Origin of the sequence: Bradyrhizobium diversitatis, from assembly GCF_016031635.1 — a bacterium.
Classification (GTDB): domain Bacteria; phylum Pseudomonadota; class Alphaproteobacteria; order Rhizobiales; family Xanthobacteraceae; genus Bradyrhizobium; species Bradyrhizobium diversitatis.
This window is the reverse complement of record NZ_JACEGD010000023.1, coordinates 22,936-45,624: the sequence shown is the minus strand read 5'-3', so window position 1 is coordinate 45,624 and position 22,689 is coordinate 22,936. Positions and strand designations below refer to the sequence as shown.

The following is a 22,689-nucleotide window of genomic DNA, read 5'->3' as shown; positions in this document are numbered from 1 at the left end:
GCGCGTCATGAAGGATATGCTGGTTCAGGTCGAGCCGCTGATCCCCGCACTCCGCCGCTATGCGCGTGCGCTCATGCGCGATCGCGCGGCGGCTGACGATCTGGTCCAGGATTGCCTGGAGCGCGCCGTCAGCCGCTGGCAGCAGCGGCGCGATGGCAGCGTCCGCGCCTGGCTCTTCACCATCCTTCACAATCTGGCGATCACGCAATTCCGCCAGGCCACAGCGCGGGGAAGGCATATGCCGATCGACGATGCGGGTGAGCAGGAGCTTGCCAGCGCGGCAGCGCAGGAACAAAGACTGATCTACCGGGACGTCCTGAGCAAGCTTGCGCGACTGCCGGAAGAGCAACGAGCGGTCTTGCTGCTGGTCGCAGTCGAGGATCTCTCCTACGCGGATGCTGCGAAAGTTCTCGGCGTTCCCTTGGGCACCGTGATGTCGCGCCTGTCGCGCGCACGGGAGCGGTTGCAGCAGGAGATGGATGCGGTGGGGCCGAGGAACGTCGTCGCATTGCGGAGCTTGAAATGAACCAGCGGCCGATCACGGAAGATGATCTCCACGCCTATGTGGACCAGGCGCTCGAGCCCGAGCGTCGCGCCGAGGTCGCATCCTATCTGGACGAGCATCCGGATGTCGCCAGCCGCGTTGCGGGCTTCGCCAACCAGCGCGAGCAGCTGCGTGGCGCGCTCGCGTCGATCGCCGACGAGCCATTGCCCGCGGAATTGAACCTGTCGCACATCATCGAGAGCCGGAAGCGCCGTCCCCTGCGGGCGTGGCGGGCAATCGCTGCGATGTTGCTTCTAGGTATCGGAGGCCTCGGCGGATGGACCATGCGCAGCGTACTGCAGGATAGCTCGAACGGACTATCCGCGTTGGCCCAGGAAGCAGCCTATACCTATGGCGTTTACGCACCGGATCGCGTGCGCCCGGTCGAGATACGGGCGTCCGACAGCGCAGAGCTCACGCAATGGATATCCAACCGGCTGAAACAGCCGGTCAAGGTACCGGACCTCTCCGTCTCGGGCTATCGGCTGATGGGCGGGCGCGTGGTCGCTACCTCGCACGGTCCGGCCGCGATGTTCATGTACGACGACGATCGCGGCGATCGCCTCGTGGTGCTGACGCGTCCGATGAGCAGCCGCAATCAGGATGCGCCGATGATGCCGCAGTCGTCCGGCGACGTCGCGGGTTTTGCCTGGATAGACGACGGCCTTGGCTATACCCTCGTCGGCCAGCTTCCGACAGACACCCTCAAGCCGATCGCGAACGAGATCCGGAAGCAGGCGCGTCCGATCTAGCGGCGAAATTCACGAAACGGGCCCGCGCATCGGCGCGAGCCCGATCGCGAGGGCTCAAGGCCGATGGCCAGCCCACCCAGGCAGCGCTTCTCAAGCCCGTCCCGCTGCTCTATGGTGCCGCCGGCCGAACGGAGGACACCAATGAAGAACACGATTGCCAGGCTCGCCGGCGCGCTGCTCGCGCTGACGCTCACCACCTCGCTTGCCGCGGCGCAAAGCAAGGTGACCATCGCGGTCGGCGGTGGTTCCTGCCTGTGCTATCTGCCGACGGTGCTGGCCAGGCAGCTCGGCGAATACGAGAAGGCCGGCGTCAGTGTCGAACTCGTCGACCTCAAGGGCGGCTCGGACGCGCTCAAAGCCGTGCTCGGCGGCAGCGCCGACGTGGTCTCCGGCTATTTCGACCATTGCGTCAATCTCGCGGCCAAGAAGCAGGAGCTGCAGTCCTTCGTGGTCTATGACCGCTATCCCGGCCTCGTCCTTGTGGTCGCGCCCTCGCGGACCAACGACATCAAGTCGATCAAGGATCTCGCCGGCAAGAAGGTCGGCGTCAGTGCGCCCGGCTCCTCCACCGACTTCTTTCTGAAATACATGCTCAAGAAGAACGGGCTCGATCCAGCCGGTACCGCCGTGATCGGCGTCGGCCTCGGTGCCACTGCGGTTGCCGCCGTGCAGCAGGGCCAGATCGATGCGGCCGTGATGCTCGATCCTTCGGTGACCGTGCTTCAGGGCAGCCACAAGGATCTGCGCATCCTTTCGGACACCCGTACCCAGAAGGACACGCTCGAGACGTTCGGCGGCGAATATCCGGGCGGCGCGCTGTACTCGACTGCGGCCTGGATCAACGGCCATGAGAAGGAGACGCAGGCGCTCACCAATGCGATCCTCGCGACGCTGGCCTGGATCCACTCGCACAGCCCTGAGGAGATCATGGCGAAGATGCCGGAGGAGACGGTCGGCAAGAACAAGGACCTCTATCTCGCCGCGCTGAAGAACACGATCCCGATGTTCTCGGAGACCGGCAAGATGGATCCGAAGGGCGCGGATGCCGTGCTCGCGGTGTTCAGCGTCGGCTCGCCCGAGGTCGCGAACGCCAAGATCGACGTCAGCAAGACTTTCACCAACAAATTCGTCGAGCAGGCCAAGAAGACCACGGGCAATGCCAAATAGCCGACGCGAAGGCGTGGTAATCGCCCGGTCATGACGTCACCGGTCATACATCGCGTCACGACGCTCGATCTTACGGTGCGGTCGATCGTCTGGCCGTTCGCCGAGGAACGGCGCGCCGAGATCGCGGCGCATTTCGCCGAGAAGCAGCGCGAGCGGCCGAAGATCTGGAACGGCCGCGTCCTGCTCGGGTGCGACGCCGCGTTCAACGGCGGTCACCTGACGGCGACCTATTTCGAGACGGATTTCGCAAGCTTCCTCGCCTGGCGCGACTGGGGCTTTCCCGACAAGGCCGTGTTCAACGGCTTTGGCATGGGCGCGTTGCGCGCCTCCGACGGGGCCTTCATCATGGGCGAGATGGCGCCCCACACCGCCAACGCAGGCCGCATTTATTTCCCCTCGGGAACGCCTGATCTCGACGATGTCAGGGACGGCGCGCTCGACATTCCCGGCAGTGTCGTCCGCGAGCTCGGCGAGGAGACCGGTCTGACCGCGGCCGACTATCGGATCGAGCCGGGCTGGCATTGCGTGGTCACAGGCCCCACGATCGCGATGTTGCAGGTCATCAACCTGGACATGCCGGGCGATATGGCTCGCGCCCGGATCGAAGCCAACCTTGCGCGCGAAACCGAGCCGGAGCTGTCGGCCATTCACCTCGTGCGCGGGACCAGCGATCTCAGGCCGTCCATGCCGCGATTTGTCACGGCCTTCGTCGAGCAGCAGTTCGCAGCGCGCTGATGCGCGAGGCTTGACATCGCCGCGCGCAGCCCATGTGATGGGCCGAAGAATTGCACCAAGAATGCAATGCACAATCGTCCAGGGAGGTTTTGATGCGCCTGCGCATGGCTGCCCGTTTGGTACGTGGGTTGTTGGTCGCCGTATCGGCGACGGGCTTGGCGGCGTCCGCCGAGGCCCAAGACAAGGCTCAGGAGAAGAAGCTCAAGATCGGTGTCATCTATGATCTGACCGGCCCGCTCGCCGGCGGCGGCTCGGAGCTGCAATATACCGGCGCAAGGATCATGCTGGATCAGTACAGCGCGAAGGATGTCGAGGGCTACAAGATCGAGGCGATCTATGCCGATGCCCAGAGCAAGCCGGACGTCGCCATCAATGAAGCGATACGTTTGATCGAGCAGGAAAAGGTCGACATGCTGCTCGGCTTCTTTTCCTCGGCGCAGTGCGTGCCGGTGGCAGCGCGCGTCGAGCAGCTGAAGAAGTTCATGTGGATCACGACCTGCATTTCGTCCGCGGTGCTGGAGAACAAGAACTACAAGTACGTGTTTCGGCCGCAGGCCTCCGGCGATCAGTTCGGCATGATGACGATGGACTTCATCGCGCAGAACACCAAGGAAAAGTTGGGCAAGGATCCGAAGGACCTGCGGGTCGCCATCATCCATGAGGACGGCGCCTACGGCGTCGACGTTGCCAAAGGCAATGAAGCCGGTGCCAAGAAGGCCGGTTTCAACATCGTGCTCAGGGAAGGCTATTCGGCCACGGCCCCGGATTTGTCTGCGCTGGTCACCAAGCTGAAGCGGGCCAAGCCGGATGTGATCTTCCACACCGGCTACAATCCCGACATCACCCTGTTGCTCCGGCAAGCCCGCGAACAAGGGCTGAAGTTCGGTGCACTGGTGGGACATGGCGCCGGCTACGGGGTCTATGAGAAGCTGAAGGAAGGCCTGGGCGCCGATGTCAACTACGTCTTCAACACCGATCCGATCTCGATCTGGCTCGCCAACCAGAAGAGCATGGATCCGAAGCTGCCGCCGATCATCAAGGCGGTTGGCGAGGAGTTCGACAAGCGCAAGCCGGGCATCGCCATCCGTTCAGCCCATGTCGGCATGGCTGCGTCCAACACCTACCTGTTCCTGACCGACGTGCTGCCGCGAGCGATCAAGAAATATGGCGGCATAGATCCCGACGCCCTGCGCAAGGCAGCACTCGACACCGACATACCCGAAGGCGGCACCATGCTCGGCTTCGGCGTCAAATTCCACGGCGAGGGCTCGCCAATGGCCGGCCAGAACGAGCGCTCGTTCCCCGTCGTGATCCAGTACGTCGATGACAAGTCCTACGTGGTGTGGCCCAAGAGTCAGGCGCAGCGCGAGGCCGTGCTGCCGCTGCCGAAAGGCGCCACCTACAGCAACCAGTAGCGGCGGAGAACGGCGGTGCTGGAAGTGAACGGGCTGGTGAAGCGGTTTGGCGGCTTCACCGCCGTGAACAACGTGTCGTTCAAGGTCGACGAGGGCGAGATCCTCGGCCTGATCGGCCCCAACGGTTCGGGCAAGAGCACGATCTTCAACATGCTCTCCGGCACGCTGGCGCCGACATCAGGTTCGATACTTTTCGCCGGCCACGAGATCGCGGGCCTCGCGCCGCACCGGATCATCAACAGCGGCATCGGCCGCACCTTCCAGATTCCGCGCCCCTTCCGCCGCCTGACCATTTTCGAGAACGTCGCGCTCGCCGGTTTCTACGGCCAGGGCCGCCACAGCCGCGCCAGGGCGGAAGAGGCGGCCGAGCGCTCGCTCGCCATGGTCGGCCTGCCCACCGATCGCCATGCCAGCGTCGATGGCCTCGGAGCTGCCGGCCTGAAGAAGCTCGAACTCGCCAAGGCGCTCGCCACTGCGCCGAAGCTGTTGCTCGCCGACGAGAGCCTCGGCGGCCTCGACGAGGCCGAGATGGATCAGGCCGCCGACATGCTGCGCAACATCCGCGACGAGCTCGGGATCACCATCATCTGGGTCGAGCACATCATGGGCGTGCTGATGCGGGTCGTCGATCGCGTCATGGTGCTGGATCACGGCGAGAAGATCTCGGAAGGCCTGCCGAGTGCGGTCGCCGGCGATCCGCGCGTGATCGAGGTCTATCTCGGCACCGATGCCGAGACCACGCAGGCCGCGGCCGCCGAAGCGCGCCGCCGCGCGGGAGGGTAGCCGATGCTGGAGCTTCGCGGCGTCAATGCCGGCTACGGCACCTTCCAGGCCCTGTTCGACGTCGGCCTCGATGTGAAGGCCGGCGAAGCCGTCGGCGTCATCGGCCCGAACGGCGCCGGCAAGACCACCCTGATGCGCGTCATCTCCGGCCTGATCAGGCCCTCGCGCGGCTCGATCAGAATGGAAGGCGTCGACCTCGTGGCGACGCCCTCGCACAAGATCGTCAGCCTCGGCATTGCGCATGTGCCGGAGAACCGGCGGCTGTTTCCGCAGCTCACGGTGGACGACAATCTCAAGATGGGCGCCTTCATGAAGGAGGCGCGCGGGCGCTATATCGAGCGGCTCGAAGTCGTGTTCGAGCTGTTTCCGCGCCTGAAGGAGCGCCGCCACCAGATGGCGGGCACCATGTCCGGCGGCGAGCAGCAGATGTGCGCGATCGGCCGCGCGATGATGTCCAATCCGAAGCTGCTGCTGCTCGACGAGCCCTCGGCGGGGCTTGCGCCGGTCGTGGTGCAGCAGGTGTTCGAGCTGGTGAAACGGATTCGCGCCAGCGGGCTGACCGTGCTGATCGTCGAGCAGAACGTGCAGCAGGTGCTGAAGGTGGTCGACCGGGCCTATCTGATCGAGGCGGGCACGATCAGGGCGTCCGGCACCTCGGCCGAGATGCTGGCGAGCGACACGGTCAAGGAAGCATATCTCGGGGTGTGACGGGCATGCAGGCGTTCCTGGACATTTTCGACATCTACCTGCTGGAGGCCGTGATCAACGGCATCCTGCTCGGCGGCGTGCTGGCGCTGCTCGCGCTCGGTCTCAATCTGATCTTCGGCGTCATCGACGTCACGTGGATCTGTTATGCAGAGCTCGTGATGATCGGCATGTACGGCATGTACTTCATGGTGCAGTACTACGGGCTCAGCTATTTCGTCGCCGCGCCGCTCACCATCCTGCTGGTCGCGGTGCTTGGCGCGGCGCTGCACTACCTCGTGATCGCGCCGCTGCTGACTGCGCCGCCGATCAACCAGCTGCTCGCGACCGGCGGCGTGCTGTTTGTGCTGCAGAGCTTTGCCACCGTCGCCTTCGGCATCGACTTCCGCAATCTCGGCATCCGCCTGCCGGTGCTTGCCTTCGGCGACATGAACTTCAGCTACGCACGGCTGCTATCGTTCCTGGCGGCGCTGATTGGCATGGTCGCCGTCTATCTGTTCATGACGCGAACCTTCACCGGCACTGCGATCCGCGCCATCTCGCAGGACCGGCAGATCATGGCCTTGATGGGCGTCGATACCAGGCGGATCTATCTGATCACCTCGGCGCTGGGCGGCGCGCTCGCCGGCCTCGCCGCCTGCCTCCTGGTGCTGCAATACGACGTGCATCCCTTCGTCGGCCTCTCCTTCGGGCCGATCACCTTCCTGATCTGCGTGCTCGGGGGCCTCGGCAATTTCATCGGCGGCTTCATCGCCGCCTTCGTGTTCGCCGAGATCATCTCGCTCGGCGGCCTGTTCTCCGATCTCGAATGGGGCTATGTGCTCGCCTTCGCCTTCTTCATCGTCATGATGTTCATCCGGCCCGCGGGCCTGCTTGCGAGGCGCCGATGATGGGGCAGGGGCGGCTTGCAGCCTGGGGAATAGGCCTGGCGGCGCTGGTCGCGCTGCCCTTCGTCTATCGCGATCCCTATCATCTGCACATTCTAGTGCTGATCCTGATCTGGTCGTTCGCCTACACCTCCTGGTCGATGATGGGGCGGTTCGGCCTGGTCTCGCTCGGCCATGGCGGCTTCATGGGGATCGGCGCCTATGTCACGGCGCTGCTCTGGAATCATCTCGGCCTGTCGCCCTGGATCGGCATCCCCATCAGCATGGTCGCGGCCGGCGCGCTGGCGCTGATCGTCGGCTATCCCTGCTTCCGCTTTCGCATCACGGGGCATTATTTCGTGCTGGTGACGCTGGCGCTGTCAGGCATCGTGCTCCAGGTGATCACGGCGACGCGCGACTATACCGGCGGCTCGCTCGGCCTTACCCCAGACCGCGCGTCCGGCAACAAGCTGCTGGCGCTGCAGTTCGACGACAAGACGACCTGGTACCTGATTGCGCTCGCGGTCTGGCTGTTCGGCATCGTGGTCTGGCACTGGGTCGATCGCAGCATGGCTCGCTATGCGCTGGAGGCGATCTCGGAGGACGAGGATGCCGCTGCCGCCGCCGGCGTCGATGTCACGGCGGAGAAGCTGAAGATCACGCTGCTCAGCGCGCTGATGACGGCGCTCGCCGGCGCGATCTACTGCCAGTACCAGATGTTCATCACGCCTGACACGGTCAGCGGCATCGCGGTGTCGCTCCAGATGGTGTTCGCGGCCATCGTCGGCGGCCTGTTCGTCTCGCTCGGCCCGACCGTCGGCGCCATCATCACCATTCTGCTGGCCGAGACCTTGCGCATCGGCTTCGGTACCAAGGCGGTCGGCTGGGACAACCTCGTCTACGGCGTGCTGCTCGTCCTTTTCATCATATTCCTTCCCAAGGGCATCCTTGGTAGCTTGCTCGACCGATTGAAGCCGCAACGCAAGGTGCCCCGCGCTCATGAACAAGAAGCCGTCCAAATCGCTCGCCCGGGAGCTTGACCGCTACATCTCGCCATTCCGCCACGATGGTTCGGGCAAGTTTCACCTCAAGGACCACAAGACCGACGAAAGGGGCGATCTCGACAAGGAGAAGGCGCAGGCGGTCCTCGATTCGAACAAGAAGCGGATGATCGAGTTTCAGGAGAGGCTTTACGCGCAGGACCGCTGGTCGCTCTTGATCGTGTTCCAGGCGATGGACGCAGGCGGCAAGGATTCTGCGATCAAGGCGATCTTCGAGGGCATCAATCCGCAGGGCTGCGAGGTTCATGCCTTCAAGGCACCGAGCAGCAAGGAGCTCGATCATGACTTCCTCTGGCGTCATATGATCGCCTTGCCCGAGCGCGGGCGTATCGGCATTTTCAACCGCTCCCACTACGAGGAATGCCTGGTGACGCGGGTGCATCCGGAGATTCTCGCCAAGGAGAAGCTGCCGCCAAAGCTCGTGACCAAGAACATCTGGAGGGAGCGATTCGAGGACATCTCGGCGTTCGAACGCTATCTCTGTCGCAACGGCACCGTGGTGCTGAAGTTCTTCCTCAACGTGTCCAAGGATGAGCAGCGCGAGCGCTTCCTCGCGCGGCTGGACGATCCGGCCAAGCAGTGGAAGTTCTCCATGGACGACATCAGGGAGCGCGCGCTGTGGCCGCGCTACCAGGCGGTCTACCAGGACATCGTCCGGCACACGGCGACGTCCCATGCGCCCTGGTACGTCGTGCCCGCCGACCACAAATGGTTCGCCCGCGTCGTGATCGGCTCGGTGATCAATGCCGAGCTGGAAAAGCTCGACCTGCGCTTCCCCCGGGCCGACAAGGCCTCGCTGGAGGAGTTCAAGCAGGTGCGCAAGGCGCTGGAGAAAGAAGGGACGGGAGGCAAGAAGCAAGCAAAGTGACAGCCAGCGGGACCACGAACTGCAAGGACGTCAACTTCGCGCTCCAGGGCGGCGGCGCGCACGGCGCTTTCGTGTGGGGCGTGCTCGACCAGGTGCTCGAGGACGGCAGGCTCGCGATCGAGGCGATCAGTGCGACCAGTGCCGGCGCGATGAATGCGGTGGCGATGGCCTCCGGCATGGCGCATGGAGGCGCTGAGGCCGCGCGGGAGAGCCTGCACGCATTCTGGTACGAAGTGTCGCGCATGGACATGGCGTACGATCTGATGTCGCCGCTGAACCAGTGGATCCAGGCCCTGAAGCTGCCGCCGGAATATCATCCGGTCCACGCATTCATCCATACGCTGACACACACGCTGCCGCCGAACCTGCTCAATCCCTTTCATTTCAATCCGCTCCGAGCGCTGCTGCAGCGCGTGGTCGATTTCGACCGGCTCAATTCCTCGCCCGAGGCGCCGCAGCTGTTTCTCAACGCCACCAACGTCCGCACCGGCAAGATCAAGGTGTTCCAGAGCCCGCTGCTCACGGCGGAAACCGTGCTTGCCTCGGCCTGCCTGCCGCCCTATTTCCAGGCCGTCGAGATCGACGGCGAGCATTATTGGGATGGCGGCTATCTCGGCAATCCCGCGATCTATCCGCTGATCTACCGCAAGGGAAGCCACGACGTCATCATCGTGCAGGTCACGGCGATCCGGCGCGACGATCTGCCGGCCAGTGCCGCGGACGTCCTCCACCGCATCAACGAGATCAGCTTCAACTCGTCCTTGATGCGCGAGATGCGCGCGATCGCCTTCGCCACGCGGCTGATCGACGACGGCGAGCTCGACAGCAACAAGCACAGCCGCATGTACATGCATTGGATCGGCAACGACGCGTTGATGTCGCAGCTCGGCACGGCCACGCAATTCCATCCCGAATGGAGCCTGTTGTGCCGCCTGCGCGACGAGGGCCGCGCGGCGGCGCGAAGCTGGTTGGCGCAAAACTTCGACCAGATCGGAAAGGCATCGACCGTCGACTTGGCGGGCATGTTTCTCTAAAACGCGAAAACAACCCCATGCACAGTAGCCGGGGACAGCGAAATCAATGAGTTGCCCATTGCGTAATGCATTTGCGGTTTTTTCGAAGCTCATTTGACTCGTCGGGCAAAACAGGGGCATGATGTCACCATGCCTCGCCGCCCCTTGAGGTCCGCATCTCCGATTGGACAAGAGCACAGCCGTTCAGGGAACCCGCGCGTCAAATGTGATCGTCATATCTTCTGGTCCTGCTTGACAGTTTTGTGTCGCAGGAGGACCATGCCAAGGGTCGCAAACAAGCGACACGCAACGTCCACCTCATGAGCAAGGGGAGGTCTATGACGCCACCTCCGCAAATCCAGCCGCGTTAATTGCGATGGAGCTCGTTCGGACTATCGCATAGCGGCAAAACCGCGAACGGCACGCCGGGACAAGGTTTAGCGGGCTGCATCAGTGAGGCAAAGCCCCTACCTTCCCGGCGCTGTATTTTTGCAGCACATCGATCGCGTCTGACGGCCGTGACGAGGCCGTTGCGGTGAGCATCCATGACATTCTGCTGTCCGCCGTCCTCCTCCTCGCCGTCATTCCGCAATGAGGGGAGAGGTGTTTGCGCGCACGGGGCCTGAAGGCTTTTCGCTGACGCCAGGGCCCCTGATCTTGCATTGCGGCAAATGCCAAGAGAATGTCGCCTCAAAGGCCAACTTCCGACACAGGGCCGGGGCGAATAGCGGCAATCCGACATGATGCATGTGCTTCGTCGGTGACGGTCCCGACGCCGCTGGCGCATTCATATTTCCAGGGAATCCTCGTGTCGCATAAGCTGGCCGCGGCGCTCCTCGCCGCTCTCTTCCTCACGATTCCATATTCCTCCGGCGCCCGTGCCGAGCCGTCTCCGTCGCCGGCAAACAGCGCTGCCGCACTATCGCCCGACGAGGCGAAGCGCGCGCTGGAAACCCTTCAGGACGACAAGAAGCGCGCGCAGATGATCGACACGCTCCGCGCGATCGCCAACGCGTCCGGTCCGCAGCAACCCGCGCCCGAGCCAAAATCGCCGATCCCGCTCTCGGCCGACGGCCTCGGTGCGCAGCTCCTGCTCACGGTGTCGGAGGAGATCGGCGAGATCTCGGGTGAGATCGCCGGCATGGCGCGGACGCTCACGCACTTCCCGGCGTTCTATTACTGGATCATGCGGACCGCGAACGATCCCGCGGCCTACAATCTCCTGATCGAGATCGCCTGGAAACTGGCGCTGGTGTTCGGTTCTGCCTTCTGCGCGGAATGGGTGATCTTCCGCCTGATCCGGCGTCCGGCCGCGTTCCTGGAAGCACGCGCGCCGCAAACAGCACGTCTGCCAGGGCAGGCCCTGCCGATCGCCGATCCGCCGTCATCGGTCGCGGATGTCACCCCGCAGCCGGAATTGCACAAGCGCCGTCACAGCCTCGCGCGGATCTGGCAACTGTTGCTGCGGTTGCCTTTCGTGCTGGGTCGCATCGTGCTCGAACTGCTTCCCGTGATCGTCTTCGTGGGCGTTGCTACGGCGCTGCTCGGGACCGAGATCGGCGAGCCCACCACCGTCCGCCTCGTGATCCTCGCAGTCGTCAACGCCTATGCGTTCTCGCGCGGGCTCATCTGCATGGTCCGGGCACTGGTGGGGCCATTCGGCCTGTTCCCGGTGCGCGCCGAGACCGCCGCCTATATCGAGATCTGGGCGCGCCGCATCGTCGGTGTCGGCGTCTCCGGCATCGCCTTCGCCAATGTGGCGCTGCTGCTCGGCCTGCACCGCGCCGGCTACGCCGCGCTGCTGCGCATGGTGATGCTGGTCGTGCACCTCTTCATCGTCGTCATCATCCTGCAATGCCGCCGCCAGGTCGCCGACGCCATCCGCGCGCCGGCCGAGCGGCAGGGGATTGCGGCCCGTTTGCGCAACCGCATCGCCGGGGGCTGGCACTATCCTGCCATCGCGCTCGATCTCGCGTTGTGGGCGGTTTGGGCGCTCAACATCCGCAACGGCTATTCGCTGCTGCTGCAATATTTCGTCGGCACGGCCGTAGTGGCGCTGGTCACGCGCGTCGTCATCATGGTGACGCTGAGCCTGATCGACCGCGGCTTCCGCATCAAGCCTGAGATCCTCCAGCGCTTTCCGGGCCTCGAGATCCGCGCCAACCGCTATCTGCCGCTGCTGCGCAGGATCGTGTCCGGCGTGATCACCTTCATCGGCTTCGTCGCCGTGCTCGAAGTCTGGGGCGTCGACGCCATCGTCTGGTTCTATGGCGGCCAGATCGGCAGCAGGCTGATCTCCGCCGTGGTGACGATCGGCCTTGCCGTGTTCATCGCAGCCGCGATCTGGGAAGCCAGCAACGCGCTGCTGGACCGCCAGATCAATGCGCTGTCCCGGGACGGCCATTATGCCCGCGCCGCGCGTCTGCGTACCTTCCAGCCGATGCTGCGCACGGCGCTGCTCTGCCTGATCGCCACGGTGGTCGGCCTCACGGCGCTCAGCGAGATCGGCGTCAATGTCGCGCCGCTGCTCGCGGGTGCCGGCATCGTCGGCATCGCGATCGGCTTCGGCTCGCAAAAGCTGGTGCAGGATCTCATCACCGGCCTGTTCCTGCTGCTGGAAAACACGGTCCAGGTCGGTGACAATGTCAGCGTCTCGGGGCTCTCGGGCGTGGTCGAGAACGTCTCGATCCGAACCATCCGCCTGCGCGCCGGCGACGGCGCCGTCCACATCGTGCCCTTCAGCGCGGTCACGACCATCACCAATGCCAGCCGGGGCGCCGGCAACGCCTCGGTCAGCGTCAACGTCGCCTACAAGGAGGACACCGACCGTGCCGGCCAGATCCTCAAGGACATCGTCGACGAGATGCGCCGCGAACCGGAATTCCGTGCGTTGATACGCGGCGACCTCGAGCTCTGGGGCGTCGACAAGGTCGACGGTGCGATGGTGTCGATCGTCGGCCAGATCCGCTGCACCGAGGCCGGGCGCTGGCCGGTCCAGCGCGAATTCAACCGGCGCATGAAGCTGCGATTCCAGCAGAACGGTATCGAGGTCGCATCCGCTACCCAGACCATTTTGATGCACATCGCGCCACCGGCGGATAGCGCCGCCAGTCTGACGCCGCGGCGGGCGGCTGGATAAGCAGCCCCCCAGATTTCTGGCTGCCCTCTCTTGATGCGGCAGCGCGAACATGGCCGCTTTCATGAGGCCGAGACGGTGAAATGGTAGCCTCTCATTGAGACGGCCGACATCAAGCCGGACTAGCCCCGTCAACCCTTTTCTCGCACGCAACTGCCAGGCGTTCGCGAGAATCTCGCTGCGGTGCGAGATCATCGTCCATTCTCGAGTCCTCTCCGTCCTTGATCTGGATGGAGCGCTGGCCGACAATGTGCGCGGTTCAAATAGAAGCTCCTTGGGGGAATTCGTGAATAGACCTGCCCGGGTCGTTGCCCAATCGACGTCGTCCAATTCGCAGCAAGGCATGACGCTGCTGCGCGATCCCTTGCTCAACAAGGGGACTGCCTTCACGGAAGCGGAGCGCGAGACGCTCGGCCTGCGCGGCCTCCTGCCGCCTTGCGTGCTGACGATGGAGACGCAGGCCCAGCGCGTGCTCACCCATCTGCGCACGCTGCCGACGGATCTGGAAAAATACGTCGCCCTGAACGCGCTGCATGACCGCAACGAGGCGCTGTTCTTCCGTGTCGTCGTCGACAATATCGACGAAATCCAGCCGATCATCTACACGCCGACGGTCGGGCTCGCCTGCCAGAAATACGGCCTGATCTTCCAGCGGCCGCGCGGCATGTTCATCTCCTCGCGCGATCGCGGCCAGATCGCGGAGATCCTGAAGAACTGGCCCTATCCGGCCAGGCTGATCGTCGTCACCGACGGCGAGCGCATCCTCGGCCTCGGTGATCTCGGTGCCAACGGCATGGGCATTCCGGTCGGCAAGCTCTCGCTCTATTCGGCCTGCGCCGGCGTGCATCCGGAAGCGTGCCTGCCCATCGTGCTCGACGTCGGCACCAACAACGAGGAGCTGTTGAATGATCCCTATTATATCGGCCTGCGCGAGCGGCGGCTGACCGGCGAAGCCTATGATAGCCTCGTCGACGAGTTCATGCAGGCTGCGCGAAAGACATTCCCGGGCGTGCTGATCCAGTTCGAGGATTTCGCCAATCACTCCGCCTTCAAGCTGCTGCACAAGTACCGGGATGAAGCCTGCGTCTTCAACGACGATATCCAGGGCACCGCGGCGGTGGCGCTCGCGGGCCTGTTCTCAGGCTTGCGCATTTCCGGCGGCAAGCTCAGGGATCAGCGCATCCTGTTCCTCGGCGCGGGCGAGGCGGCAACCGGCATCGCCGATCTCGTGGTGTCCGCTATGATCGCCGAGGGTGCCACCGAGGCCGAGGCGCTCCGCCGCAACTGGCTGGTGGATTCCCGTGGTCTCGTCGTCAGCGGCCGCGAGGGCCTCTCCGGTCACAAGCTCCGCTATGCCCACACCGACCAGGCGCCGATCGCCGATTTCCTCACCGCGATCAAGACGCTGAAGCCGACGGCGATCATCGGCGTTGCCGCGGTTGGCGGCGCCTTCACACCCGACGTGCTCAGGACGATGGCCGAACTCAACGAGCGGCCGATCGTGTTCGCATTATCCAACCCGACGTCGAAGGCCGAGTGCTCGGCGGAGGATGCCTATCGCTACACCGAGGGCCGCGCGCTGTTCGCCTGCGGCAGCCCGTACGATCCGGTGAAGCTCAACGGCCGCAGCTTCGTGCCGCGCCAGGGCAACAATTCCTACATCTTCCCCGGCGTCGGCCTCGGCGTCATCGCCAGCGGCTCGCGCCTCGTCACCGACGAGATGTTCATGGCGGCAGCTCATACGCTTGCCGATTGCGTCGGCAAGGAGGACCTCGCGCAAGGCAGTCTCTATCCGGCACTGCCGCGCATCCGCGAGGTCTCGGTCCGCATCGCTGCGGCCGTTGCCGACGTCGCCTATCAGCGCGGGCTCGCGGACGGACCTGCGCCGAATGACGTGAAGGCTTTGGTCCAGTCGCAGATGTACGAGCCGAAATACTGAGGCCCAAAGCGCGATGCGATCAGGCCGCCTCGCACGCTGGCCAAGGGCCGGCTGTTCCGATTCAGAACACGCACTGTGGTGGAATCGTCACAGCCGGTCGTGAAACGTCCGCGGCCCCAGAGCCGCTTTTGTTCCGACAAGGTTCTGCCCTCATTGCCGACCGAAAATCCGGCCGTTCGGAGGGCGTACCATGTCTCGCATTGCACGTGCCGAAACTGCCCGGATTTCCTTCGCAACCTCGTGCCGGCCGCTGCTCGCGGTCGTCGCCGCAGCATCGCTCGCCGCCTGCGCGCAAGCGCCGGTCGGCCGCCAGAAGGCCGATCTCGCCGCGACCGGCCGGCATGCCGCGGTGGAGCGGCCGCACAGGGTGGCGGCGCTGCATCCACGCCCGATCAGCCGGGCGCGTGCCCCGGACCGTGACGCCAAGCAGACCCCCTCGCACGGCGTCGCCAGCTTCTATTCGGATACGGAAACCGCGAGCGGCGAGAGGTTCGACAAGAACGAGTTGACCGCGGCGCATCCGACCCTGCCGTTCGGCACCAAGCTGCGCGTCACCGATACCTCCTCCGGCCGCTTCGTCACCGTCAGGGTCAACGATCGCGGACCCTATGTTCGCGGGCGCGTGGTCGACATCACCCCTTCTGCGGCCGAGGCGCTCGGCATGGTCGACAAGGGCATCACCAATGTCAGGCTGGAGGTCGTGCAATAGGGGCACGACTCGGCAAGACCGATGCGACCTGCTTAACCGGCTGTTAGCTGCTTCTCGATCACCATGGCTGCCCACACAATTCGGGGCATTCGGGGAGGCGGCGCTTGAACACGATCAAGTATCTCGAAGATCAGGCTGCGCGCGCCGAGCGGCTCGCCAAACGGATCACGGATACGCCGACGATCGAAAAGCTCCTGACCTTCGCCGGCGAGCGCCGCCGCGAGATCGAGGTCATCGCCGGCAAGCACCGCGGCACTCGTTCCCCGTAAACCATGCCTTGAGCGCATCGCGCCACGTCATTCGGCGTGCCCTCAAAGAGCGCCGCGGAACCGGCGCTTCCTTATCGCCTGCAATCGGCGCAACGGGGCTTTAGCGGTGGCTCTCGACGAAGTCGCTGAGATAGTCGGGCAGCGCCACGCCATCGATGTCGCAGCGCGCCTTTATCTCGCCGGCAACATCGGCCGAGATGTCCTTCATCCAATGCTCGAGCGTGTTGAACGAAATCACCTTGACGGGGTCGTTGAAGCAGCCGGCGACGAGCTCGTCGATCGTGGTTTCGAGATCGCTCCGCTCAATGCGGATTTCGGTCGACCGGTCGAGGCGATCGATCACCACGAAGAGAGTCTGGTCTGCGCCATAGGGCACGGCAGGTGAAGATATGCCAGCTTCAAGCATCTGAGGCGCTCACGCCTTGGCTTCCGATCTCGGCTTCCGATCTTGGCTTCCGATCGCTGACAACGGAAAAGTCCGGATGAAGGTTCCTATGCGCGTGCTTCCAAGCTGCCGTCAGAGAAATTCCCTCAGCCGCGACAGCTCGGTGACGTGCTCGGGCGAGAGGATCTCGGTCACGAGTGGCGGCTGCGGCGCCGTCCGGATCTCATAGAGATGCCGGGTCGCTGCCGGCTTCTCCATGAAGGCCGAGATGCACTCGTCGAGGGTACCTTCGCTGATCTGGTATGATTCCCGGTCCAGCCGGCGCTGGTTTGCAAGCGAAGGCCATTTATGCAGCACCGCGAGCGCACCAAAATCGACCTTTGAACCCGCGACCGAATCCCCCATCGCCTCGCCTCACGCAGGAAGCCCCCAGCACGCCGATTTGCGTGCCGGGGCTCGCACCTATCGCTGCATCTCGATGCCGCAAGCGCCTCAACGCGGCAGCTGGGAAAAGGTTCCCGCCGTCTCGTTGCGATCAGCTCGCTGCCGCCGCGATCTTGAGGCTGGCCCGACCGCTGCTGTGCTCGTCGCCGCGGCCGACCTCCGGCGGGAGCCCGGCGAAGCGGCGCAAGGCCTCGGCCATCCGCACCCGGCCAGGCACTCCGGTGATCACCACATCGACCATGGTGAAGGACGAGTGGAAATGGCCGCGGGCCTGAAGCTGCTCGACCGGGACGCCGGCTGCGGCCATTGCCTCGGCATAGGCGACGCCCTCGTCGCGCAACGGATCGAACTCGCAGGTGACGACAAACGCTGGCGGCAGCCTTTCGACCTTGCCGCGCAGCGGCGAGACGCGCGGATCGGTGCGGTCGGCCGGCGAGCAGTAGAGGTCCCAGAACCAGTACATCAGCGAAAGCGTCAGGAAATAGCCGGTCGCATTGTCGTTGTAGGACGGGCGATCGAAGGTGCAGTCCGTGACCGGGCATATCAGGAGCTGGCCCGCGATTTCGGGGCCGCCACGATCGCGCGCGAGCTGGCAGGTGACGGCTGCGATGTTGCCGCCGGCGCTCCAGCCCGCGACCAGCACCGGGCCCGGTTTGCCGCCGAGCTCGCCGGCGTGCTCGGCGATCCAGCGCGTCGCCGCATAGCCGTCTTCCGCCGCAGTCGGGAAGCGATGCTCCGGCGCATGGCGATAGCCGACGCTGACGAACATCATGCCGGTTCGCCGCACCATGTCGCGGCAGAACGGCTCGTCCGACTGCTCGTCGCCGAGCACCCAGCCGCCGCCGTGGAAATAGACCACGACCGGATGCGGCCCGGGCGTTGCCGGCTTGTAGACGCGATAGGGCAGCGGACCGTCGGCGCCGGGCAGGGTGCCGTCGACGATCTCGCCGATCGGTCGTCCGGCTGGGCGGCTCTTGTTGAACTCGTTGACGAAGGCGCGCGCCCCGATCGCGCCCATCGACTCGATCGGCGGCAAATTGAGCGATGCGAGCAGGTTCAGCACCAGCCGCACGTCCGGCTGCAGGCTTACCACCTCGCCATCATTGCACTGCGCAGCAACGTAGGGACCGGTGAGCCTGAAGCCGAGCATGCCGCGGTTGACCACCTCGTCGCAGATGCTGCGATAGGGGCCGACGCCGCCGGTATAGGGCATCAGTCCCTGGACCTTGCCGGGTACGTTGGCGCCCGTATACCAGGTATTGGCGAGCCGGTGCAGCGTCAGCGTCGAACAGTCCGCCATGTGCCGGCCCCAGCCGGCCTGCGCAGTTTCTGTCGGCTCGATCGTGGTGAAGCCGGCCTCGCGCAGCGCAGCAAGGCGATCCACGACCCAGTCGACATGCTGCTCGATCGACACCGCCATGTTCGACAGCACCGACGGGCTGCCGGGGCCGGTGATCATGAAGAAGTTCGGGAAGCCCGCGACCGTGAGGCCGAGATAGGTCTCCGGTCCCTTCGCCCAGACGTCGGAGAGCGACTTGCCGCCGCGCCCGGTGATCGGGTGCACGGCGCGGATCGCGCCGGTCATCGCGTCGAAACCGGTCGCGAACACGATGACGTCGAGGTCGATGCTGCGCCTGGCCGTCGTGATGCCGCCTGCCGTGATCGCCTTGATCGGCTCCTGGCGCAGATTGACCAGCGTGACGTTCGGCCGGTTGTAGGTGGCGTAGTAGTTGGTGTCGAGACAGGGGCGCTTCGCCCCGAACGGATGATCGTCCGGCATCAGCGCCGCGGCGGTTTGCGGGTCCTTCACGGCGGCTGCGATCTTCTCGCGGATGAGATCGCAGATCAGCTTGTTGCCTTCGAGGTCGACCGCCTGGTCGGCCCACAACTGCGTCAGGATGTAGACGAGATCGCCCTTGCCCCAGGCTTCCTCGAACCGCGCGCGGCGCTCGGCGTCGGTGAGCTGCCAGCTCACGACCGTCTGCTGCGGATAGGGCACACCGGCCATCGACTGGCGCGCCTGTTCGCGATAGGCGGCGCGATCGCCCTGCAGCAGGTTCATGCGGTCCGACGGCGCCGGGCCGTTATGCGCGGGCAACGCGAAATTCGGCGTGCGCTGGAACACGGTCAAGTGTGCGGCCTGCTCGGCGATCAGCGGGATCGACTGGATCGCCGACGAGCCCGTGCCGATCACGGCGACGCGTTTTCCCGCGAGGTTGACGCCCTCATGCGGCCAGCGGCCGGTGAAATAGACTTCGCCCTTGAAGTCCTTGACGCCGTCGATCTCCGGCGGCTTCGGCGCGGAGAGGCAGCCGGTGGCCATGATGTAATGGCGGCAGGAGACCGGTGCGCCATTGTCGGTCGTGAGCTGCCAACGCTCGGACGCTTCGTCCCATCTGGCTTCAATGACTTTGGTCTTGAAACGAATGTCGCGCCTGAGACCGTAGCGATCGGCGACGAAACCGAGATAGCGCAGGATCTCGGGCTGGGTCGCGTATTTTTCGGACCAGGTCCAGGCGGTCTCGAGCTCCGGATCGAAGGTGTAGCTGTAGTCGATGGTCTGGATGTCGCAGCGCGCGCCCGGATAACGGTTCCAGTACCAAGTGCCGCCGACATCGCCGGCCTCATCGAGGGCGACCGTGGAGAAGCCGGCCTTGCGCAGGCGGTGCAAGAGATAGAGGCCGGCAAATCCGGCGCCGACCACGGCGACGTCGACCTGCTGGGCGGTTCCGCGCTCATCGGAGACACGTGTGGCAACCATTGCGTCAGGCATGGCATTCCTCCCGTATGTTTTGTTTTGCCGGCAGGCTATCGCCGCAGGTTCAGCTTGTCATTAGAGCAAGTGCAATCCCCGGTGGTTGTTTGCGGCGCATCGTGACCGCGCGAATGTCTGCGGCACCACACGCATCGCGATGCACAATGGCCGTGATAGCCCGGGGTAATCAGAGCGCATCCTTCTGTGTATGCTTGCGCTTACAAGCCACGCGTACCGGCCGGGCGTCATGACAGAGTTGAGTGAGCGAACCAAAGCGAACATGGACGTCGTTCTCGAGCAGACATGCCGCCAATTGCCGCATGGCGGGGATCATGACAGCCGCAGGTTCATCGCCGAGCGCCTGATCGAGGCGGCGGAGTCCGGCCACTGCACGCTCGGCGAGCTCGGCATCGTCGCGCGGCGCGCGCTGGCGGAGTTGATCGGCAAAGGCGGCTAGGCGCGGGCGCGAGGCTTGCCTCGTTGACGGCCCTGGACATAACCTGCCCGGGATCCTTCATCGAGATCTTCGAAGATGCGGTCTTTGCTTGCACTCGTTGCGGCTTGCGTAGTCCTGTGTTGCGCACGATCGGCCGTGGGCCAGCCGGTCGGACAGTTTCCATTCGCGTTGACGCGTGAAGGACAGATGCTCGGCGCCGTGGAAGGCGAGGTGGCGTCCTTCAAGGGGCTGGCCTACGCGGCGCCGCCGGTCGGCGCGTTGCGCTGGCGCGCGCCGCAGCCGACGACCGAAAGCTCGGAGATGCGCACCGCCTACGGCTATGGTGCGCCGTGCCTTCAACCGTCGCTGCAGGATGCGAGCGAGGATTGCCTGACGCTGAACGTGTTCCGTCCCTTCGGGGTCGACGGCCCATTGCCGGTGATGGTGTTCATCCATGGCGGCGGCTTCGTCTCGGGCACGGCGAACGATCCGTTGTTCGATGGCGCCAGGCTGGCGCAGGCAGGCCTCATCGTGGTCACCGTGAATTATCGCCTCGGCGCGCTCGGCTGGCTCGTTCATCCCGCGCTTGCGGACGGCGGCGGAAATTACGGCCTGATGGACCAGATCGCCGCGCTGCATTGGGTGCACGACAACATCGCGGCCTTCGGCGGCGATCCTGATAACGTCACCTTGCTTGGCAGCGGTGCAGGCGCGACGTCGGTCGCACTCCTGATGCTGTCTGCGCAATCACGCGACCTCTTCCAGAAAGCCATTCTGCAATCGGTGCCCGGCCGCGCGCGCCTGCGCTCAGTGCAAGAGGCGGATGCCATCGGCCGGCAGTTCGTGGCCGCGCTTGGACGAGAGGCAGATTTGCGGGCAGCCGAGCCACGGCGCGTGCTGGCCGCCGAACAGCAATTGCTGGAGAACTCGCCGCGCAGCTTCGCGCCGATGATGGATGGACGCCTGGTGACCGAGGACCTTGCCCCGGGCTTCGCGGCCGGACATCAAAGCCGCATTCCCCTGATCATCGGCTCGAACGACGACGAGACGGGTCTGGACAATGAGATCGCCATCAGGAAGGAGCTTGCGTCGTCCGGCATTCCCATCGACGAGCTGCGCAAGCTCTATCCGGACCTTGCCAGATCCTCGGATCTCGCGGCAAGGTTCTACACCGACAAGGTCTTCTCGGAGCCGGTGCGATTGCTGGCTCGCCGGCACGTCGCAAGTGCTGCGCCGACGTTTCGCTATCGCTTCGCCTATGTGCCGGAGGGCCGGCGCGCGAATCCGGAAGCTGGCCACGGTCGGGAGTTGCAGTTCGTCTTCGGTGCGGAAGGCGTGCCCGGCGCCGGCATCTTGTCGCGACGTGATCGCGCGGTCGCGAGCCACATGCGCGCCTACTGGATCAATTTCGCGAGAAGCGGCGATCCCAACGGTCCCGACCTGCCACGCTGGGACGCAGCGGGCGGCGATCGCCTGCTGCTGATCACGAACGACCGCATCGCGAGCAGCGACGATCCATTGGCGGAGCGCCTCGACCGGCTCGCAGGTGAGGGCAGGAAATGAGTTGGAGTTACGCGGCGAGCTCGACGCGCGGCGCCGGGCTCAGCCGGTCCTCCTCCAGATAGTCCATCGCGCCGTCCTTCTCGACGGCGTAGAACTGCTGACCGTCCCTCGACTTGAAGGCGGCGCGGACGACACCACGGCGGCCCTTGTCACTGTTGACGACGTCCCCCAGCGCAAACTTCCTCATCTCACGTCTCACTTGCCTTGAGGCCGACTCCTTCGGCCACACCGGGGATTCTGAGCGGCAAATCGTTAACGGCTTGCTAACCATGCGGGTTTGCCTATGCTCGCCTTGATCGCGCGCTATGCACGCGCATGTTGCGAACCAGACGAGCCGGCATCCATGACTCGATTTCCGACGTTCTTCCTGTCCCACGGCGGCGGCCCCTGGCCGTTCATGGAGGACAGGCGGGTGCAATACGCGAAAACTGCGCAGGAATTCGGCCGGCTGCCGCAGCTTCTCCCGGAGCGACCGAAGGCCGTGCTCGTCATCACCGGACATTGGGAGGCCGATGCCTTCACCGTGTCGACCTCGCCGCATCCTCCGATGGTCTACGACTATTACGGTTTCCCCGAGCATACCTATCACCTGAAATATCCGGCGCCCGGCAACCCCGAGCTCGCCGCGGAGGTGAAGGCGCTGCTCGCACGCGCCGGTCTCGATTGCGGGGAGGACCCCAACCAGGGTTTCGATCACGGCACCTTCGTGCCGCTCGGGCTGATGTATCCGAACGCCGACATGCCGATCGTGCTGCTGTCGCTGAAATCGAGCTACGATGCGGCCGAGCACATCAAGGTGGGACAGGCGATCGCACCCTTGCGCGATACCGGCATCCTGATCGTCGGCAGCGGGCTCACCTATCACAACATGCGCGGCTTCAACCGGCCGGAGTCCAAGCCGGTCTCGTACGACTTCGAGGCCTATCTGAACGAGGCGATCAGCAACCCGGATGCGGCGCGCCGCAACGCGATGCTGGTCGACTGGGAGAATGCGCCGAGCGCGCGCCTCGCGCACCCGCGCGAGGATCATCTGCTGCCGCTGATGGTGGCGGCCGGCGCTGCCGACAGCGACGTCGGACGCCGCGTCTTCGTCGACGAGGTCGCGAATGTCGCGATGGGGTCGTATGTGTTTGGATGATGATCT

General features: G+C 64.7%; 22 protein-coding genes. 18 read left to right on the top strand and 4 right to left on the bottom strand.

Features of this window, described 5'->3' with window-relative positions; all coding sequences use genetic code 11:
- The first annotated feature begins 7 nt into the window (after positions 1 to 7).
- The 15 genes from H1B27_RS24750 (at position 8) to H1B27_RS24680 (ending at position 15,962) form a co-directional block, all read left to right on the top strand.
- A complete protein-coding gene (locus H1B27_RS24750) occupies positions 8 to 526 on the top strand; it encodes a sigma-70 family RNA polymerase sigma factor (protein WP_197967849.1) in 519 nt (172 codons plus the stop codon).
- The gene (locus H1B27_RS24745; RefSeq protein WP_197967848.1) at positions 523 to 1,296 is read left to right on the top strand and encodes an anti-sigma factor family protein; all 774 of its coding nucleotides are present in this window, start codon (positions 523 to 525) and stop codon (positions 1,294 to 1,296) included. The genes H1B27_RS24750 and H1B27_RS24745 overlap by 4 nt, the downstream gene beginning before the upstream one ends.
- Before the next feature lie 141 nt (positions 1,297 to 1,437).
- Positions 1,438 to 2,463 carry an ABC transporter substrate-binding protein gene (locus H1B27_RS24740; protein WP_197967847.1) on the top strand — a complete coding sequence of 342 codons (1,026 nt, stop codon included), beginning with the start codon at positions 1,438 to 1,440 and terminating at the stop codon, positions 2,461 to 2,463.
- Positions 2,464 to 2,493: 30 nt separating this feature from the next.
- On the top strand, positions 2,494 to 3,198 hold the full coding sequence (locus H1B27_RS24735) for an NUDIX hydrolase (RefSeq protein WP_197967846.1): 705 nt from the start codon (positions 2,494 to 2,496) through the stop codon (positions 3,196 to 3,198).
- Between the two features lie 92 nt (positions 3,199 to 3,290).
- On the top strand, positions 3,291 to 4,613 hold the full coding sequence (locus H1B27_RS24730; RefSeq protein WP_197967845.1) for an ABC transporter substrate-binding protein: 1,323 nt from the start codon (positions 3,291 to 3,293) through the stop codon (positions 4,611 to 4,613).
- A gap of 15 nt (positions 4,614 to 4,628) precedes the next feature.
- On the top strand, positions 4,629 to 5,396 hold the full coding sequence (locus H1B27_RS24725) for an ABC transporter ATP-binding protein (protein WP_061879292.1): 768 nt from the start codon (positions 4,629 to 4,631) through the stop codon (positions 5,394 to 5,396).
- A 3-nt stretch (positions 5,397 to 5,399) separates the two neighbouring features.
- Positions 5,400 to 6,104, top strand: a complete 705-nt coding sequence (locus H1B27_RS24720; RefSeq protein ID WP_061879291.1) for an ABC transporter ATP-binding protein — start codon at positions 5,400 to 5,402, stop codon at positions 6,102 to 6,104.
- A gap of 5 nt (positions 6,105 to 6,109) precedes the next feature.
- Entirely contained in the window at positions 6,110 to 6,991 is an 882-nt protein-coding gene (locus H1B27_RS24715) for a branched-chain amino acid ABC transporter permease (protein ID WP_197967844.1), read from the top strand.
- On the top strand, positions 6,988 to 8,007 hold the full coding sequence (locus H1B27_RS24710; protein ID WP_197967843.1) for a branched-chain amino acid ABC transporter permease: 1,020 nt from the start codon (positions 6,988 to 6,990) through the stop codon (positions 8,005 to 8,007). Before H1B27_RS24715 ends, H1B27_RS24710 begins: the two co-directional genes overlap by 4 nt.
- Positions 7,967 to 8,896 (top strand): polyphosphate kinase 2 family protein, encoded by a 930-nt coding sequence (locus H1B27_RS24705; protein WP_197967842.1) that lies wholly within the window; start codon positions 7,967 to 7,969, stop codon positions 8,894 to 8,896. The genes H1B27_RS24710 and H1B27_RS24705 overlap by 41 nt, the downstream gene beginning before the upstream one ends.
- The gene (locus tag H1B27_RS24700; RefSeq protein ID WP_197967841.1) at positions 8,893 to 9,930 is read left to right on the top strand and encodes a patatin-like phospholipase family protein; all 1,038 of its coding nucleotides are present in this window, start codon (positions 8,893 to 8,895) and stop codon (positions 9,928 to 9,930) included. Before H1B27_RS24705 ends, H1B27_RS24700 begins: the two co-directional genes overlap by 4 nt.
- 787 nt (positions 9,931 to 10,717) lie before the next feature.
- Entirely contained in the window at positions 10,718 to 13,048 is a 2,331-nt protein-coding gene (locus H1B27_RS24695; RefSeq protein ID WP_197967840.1) for a mechanosensitive ion channel domain-containing protein, read from the top strand.
- A 283-nt stretch (positions 13,049 to 13,331) separates the two neighbouring features.
- Positions 13,332 to 14,984 carry an NAD-dependent malic enzyme gene (locus tag H1B27_RS24690; RefSeq protein WP_082822036.1) on the top strand — a complete coding sequence of 551 codons (1,653 nt, stop codon included), beginning with the start codon at positions 13,332 to 13,334 and terminating at the stop codon, positions 14,982 to 14,984.
- A gap of 190 nt (positions 14,985 to 15,174) precedes the next feature.
- Positions 15,175 to 15,693: a septal ring lytic transglycosylase RlpA family protein gene (locus tag H1B27_RS24685; RefSeq protein WP_061879285.1), complete on the top strand. Its 519-nt coding sequence runs from the start codon at positions 15,175 to 15,177 to the stop codon at positions 15,691 to 15,693.
- A 104-nt stretch (positions 15,694 to 15,797) separates the two neighbouring features.
- Entirely contained in the window at positions 15,798 to 15,962 is a 165-nt protein-coding gene (locus H1B27_RS24680) for a hypothetical protein (RefSeq protein WP_197488710.1), read from the top strand.
- Between the two features lie 100 nt (positions 15,963 to 16,062).
- Here H1B27_RS24680 and H1B27_RS24675 read toward each other — a convergent pair whose 3' ends face one another.
- From H1B27_RS24675 to H1B27_RS24665, 3 genes are all read right to left on the bottom strand, one after another.
- Entirely contained in the window at positions 16,063 to 16,368 is a 306-nt protein-coding gene (locus H1B27_RS24675) for a hypothetical protein (protein WP_061879284.1), read from the bottom strand.
- Positions 16,369 to 16,479: 111 nt separating this feature from the next.
- Positions 16,480 to 16,752 (bottom strand): hypothetical protein, encoded by a 273-nt coding sequence (locus H1B27_RS24670; protein ID WP_061879283.1) that lies wholly within the window; start codon positions 16,750 to 16,752, stop codon positions 16,480 to 16,482.
- Between the two features lie 130 nt (positions 16,753 to 16,882).
- Positions 16,883 to 19,564, bottom strand: coding sequence for a flavin-containing monooxygenase (locus H1B27_RS24665; protein WP_061879282.1), 2,682 nt, complete (start codon positions 19,562 to 19,564; stop codon positions 16,883 to 16,885).
- A gap of 190 nt (positions 19,565 to 19,754) precedes the next feature.
- On the opposite strand from H1B27_RS24665, the gene H1B27_RS24660 reads away from it, so the two are divergent.
- Together H1B27_RS24660 and H1B27_RS24655 are read left to right on the top strand one after the other, a co-directional pair.
- Positions 19,755 to 20,003: a hypothetical protein gene (locus H1B27_RS24660; RefSeq protein WP_061879281.1), complete on the top strand. Its 249-nt coding sequence runs from the start codon at positions 19,755 to 19,757 to the stop codon at positions 20,001 to 20,003.
- 75 nt (positions 20,004 to 20,078) lie between these two features.
- Positions 20,079 to 21,545: a carboxylesterase/lipase family protein gene (locus H1B27_RS24655; protein ID WP_197967839.1), complete on the top strand. Its 1,467-nt coding sequence runs from the start codon at positions 20,079 to 20,081 to the stop codon at positions 21,543 to 21,545.
- A gap of 7 nt (positions 21,546 to 21,552) precedes the next feature.
- Here H1B27_RS24655 and H1B27_RS24650 read toward each other — a convergent pair whose 3' ends face one another.
- On the bottom strand, positions 21,553 to 21,732 hold the full coding sequence (locus H1B27_RS24650; protein WP_036006694.1) for a hypothetical protein: 180 nt from the start codon (positions 21,730 to 21,732) through the stop codon (positions 21,553 to 21,555).
- Positions 21,733 to 21,888: 156 nt separating this feature from the next.
- Between H1B27_RS24650 and H1B27_RS24645 the strand changes: the two genes are divergently transcribed.
- Entirely contained in the window at positions 21,889 to 22,683 is a 795-nt protein-coding gene (locus tag H1B27_RS24645) for a DODA-type extradiol aromatic ring-opening family dioxygenase (protein WP_061879339.1), read from the top strand.
- The last annotated feature ends 6 nt before the right edge of the window (positions 22,684 to 22,689 follow it).

Bases quoted from the DNA above. Each gene is read 5' to 3' on its own strand.
- H1B27_RS24750 (WP_197967849.1), top strand. From the start codon at position 8: ATGAAGGATATGCTGGTTCAGGTCGAGCCGCTGATCCCCGCACTCCGC.
- H1B27_RS24745 (WP_197967848.1), top strand. From the start codon at position 523: ATGAACCAGCGGCCGATCACGGAAGATGATCTCCACGCCTATGTGGAC.
- H1B27_RS24740 (WP_197967847.1), top strand. From the start codon at position 1,438: ATGAAGAACACGATTGCCAGGCTCGCCGGCGCGCTGCTCGCGCTGACG.
- H1B27_RS24735 (WP_197967846.1), top strand. From the start codon at position 2,494: ATGACGTCACCGGTCATACATCGCGTCACGACGCTCGATCTTACGGTG.
- H1B27_RS24730 (WP_197967845.1), top strand. From the start codon at position 3,291: ATGCGCCTGCGCATGGCTGCCCGTTTGGTACGTGGGTTGTTGGTCGCC.
- H1B27_RS24720 (WP_061879291.1), top strand. From the start codon at position 5,400: ATGCTGGAGCTTCGCGGCGTCAATGCCGGCTACGGCACCTTCCAGGCC.
- H1B27_RS24715 (WP_197967844.1), top strand. From the start codon at position 6,110: ATGCAGGCGTTCCTGGACATTTTCGACATCTACCTGCTGGAGGCCGTG.
- H1B27_RS24710 (WP_197967843.1), top strand. From the start codon at position 6,988: ATGATGGGGCAGGGGCGGCTTGCAGCCTGGGGAATAGGCCTGGCGGCG.
- H1B27_RS24705 (WP_197967842.1), top strand. From the start codon at position 7,967: ATGAACAAGAAGCCGTCCAAATCGCTCGCCCGGGAGCTTGACCGCTAC.
- H1B27_RS24685 (WP_061879285.1), top strand. From the start codon at position 15,175: ATGTCTCGCATTGCACGTGCCGAAACTGCCCGGATTTCCTTCGCAACC.
- H1B27_RS24675 (WP_061879284.1), bottom strand. From the start codon at position 16,368: ATGCTTGAAGCTGGCATATCTTCACCTGCCGTGCCCTATGGCGCAGAC.
- H1B27_RS24670 (WP_061879283.1), bottom strand. From the start codon at position 16,752: ATGGGGGATTCGGTCGCGGGTTCAAAGGTCGATTTTGGTGCGCTCGCG.
- H1B27_RS24665 (WP_061879282.1), bottom strand. From the start codon at position 19,564: ATGCCTGACGCAATGGTTGCCACACGTGTCTCCGATGAGCGCGGAACC.
- H1B27_RS24660 (WP_061879281.1), top strand. From the start codon at position 19,755: ATGCTTGCGCTTACAAGCCACGCGTACCGGCCGGGCGTCATGACAGAG.
- H1B27_RS24655 (WP_197967839.1), top strand. From the start codon at position 20,079: ATGCGGTCTTTGCTTGCACTCGTTGCGGCTTGCGTAGTCCTGTGTTGC.
- H1B27_RS24650 (WP_036006694.1), bottom strand. From the start codon at position 21,732: ATGAGGAAGTTTGCGCTGGGGGACGTCGTCAACAGTGACAAGGGCCGC.
- H1B27_RS24645 (WP_061879339.1), top strand. From the start codon at position 21,889: ATGACTCGATTTCCGACGTTCTTCCTGTCCCACGGCGGCGGCCCCTGG.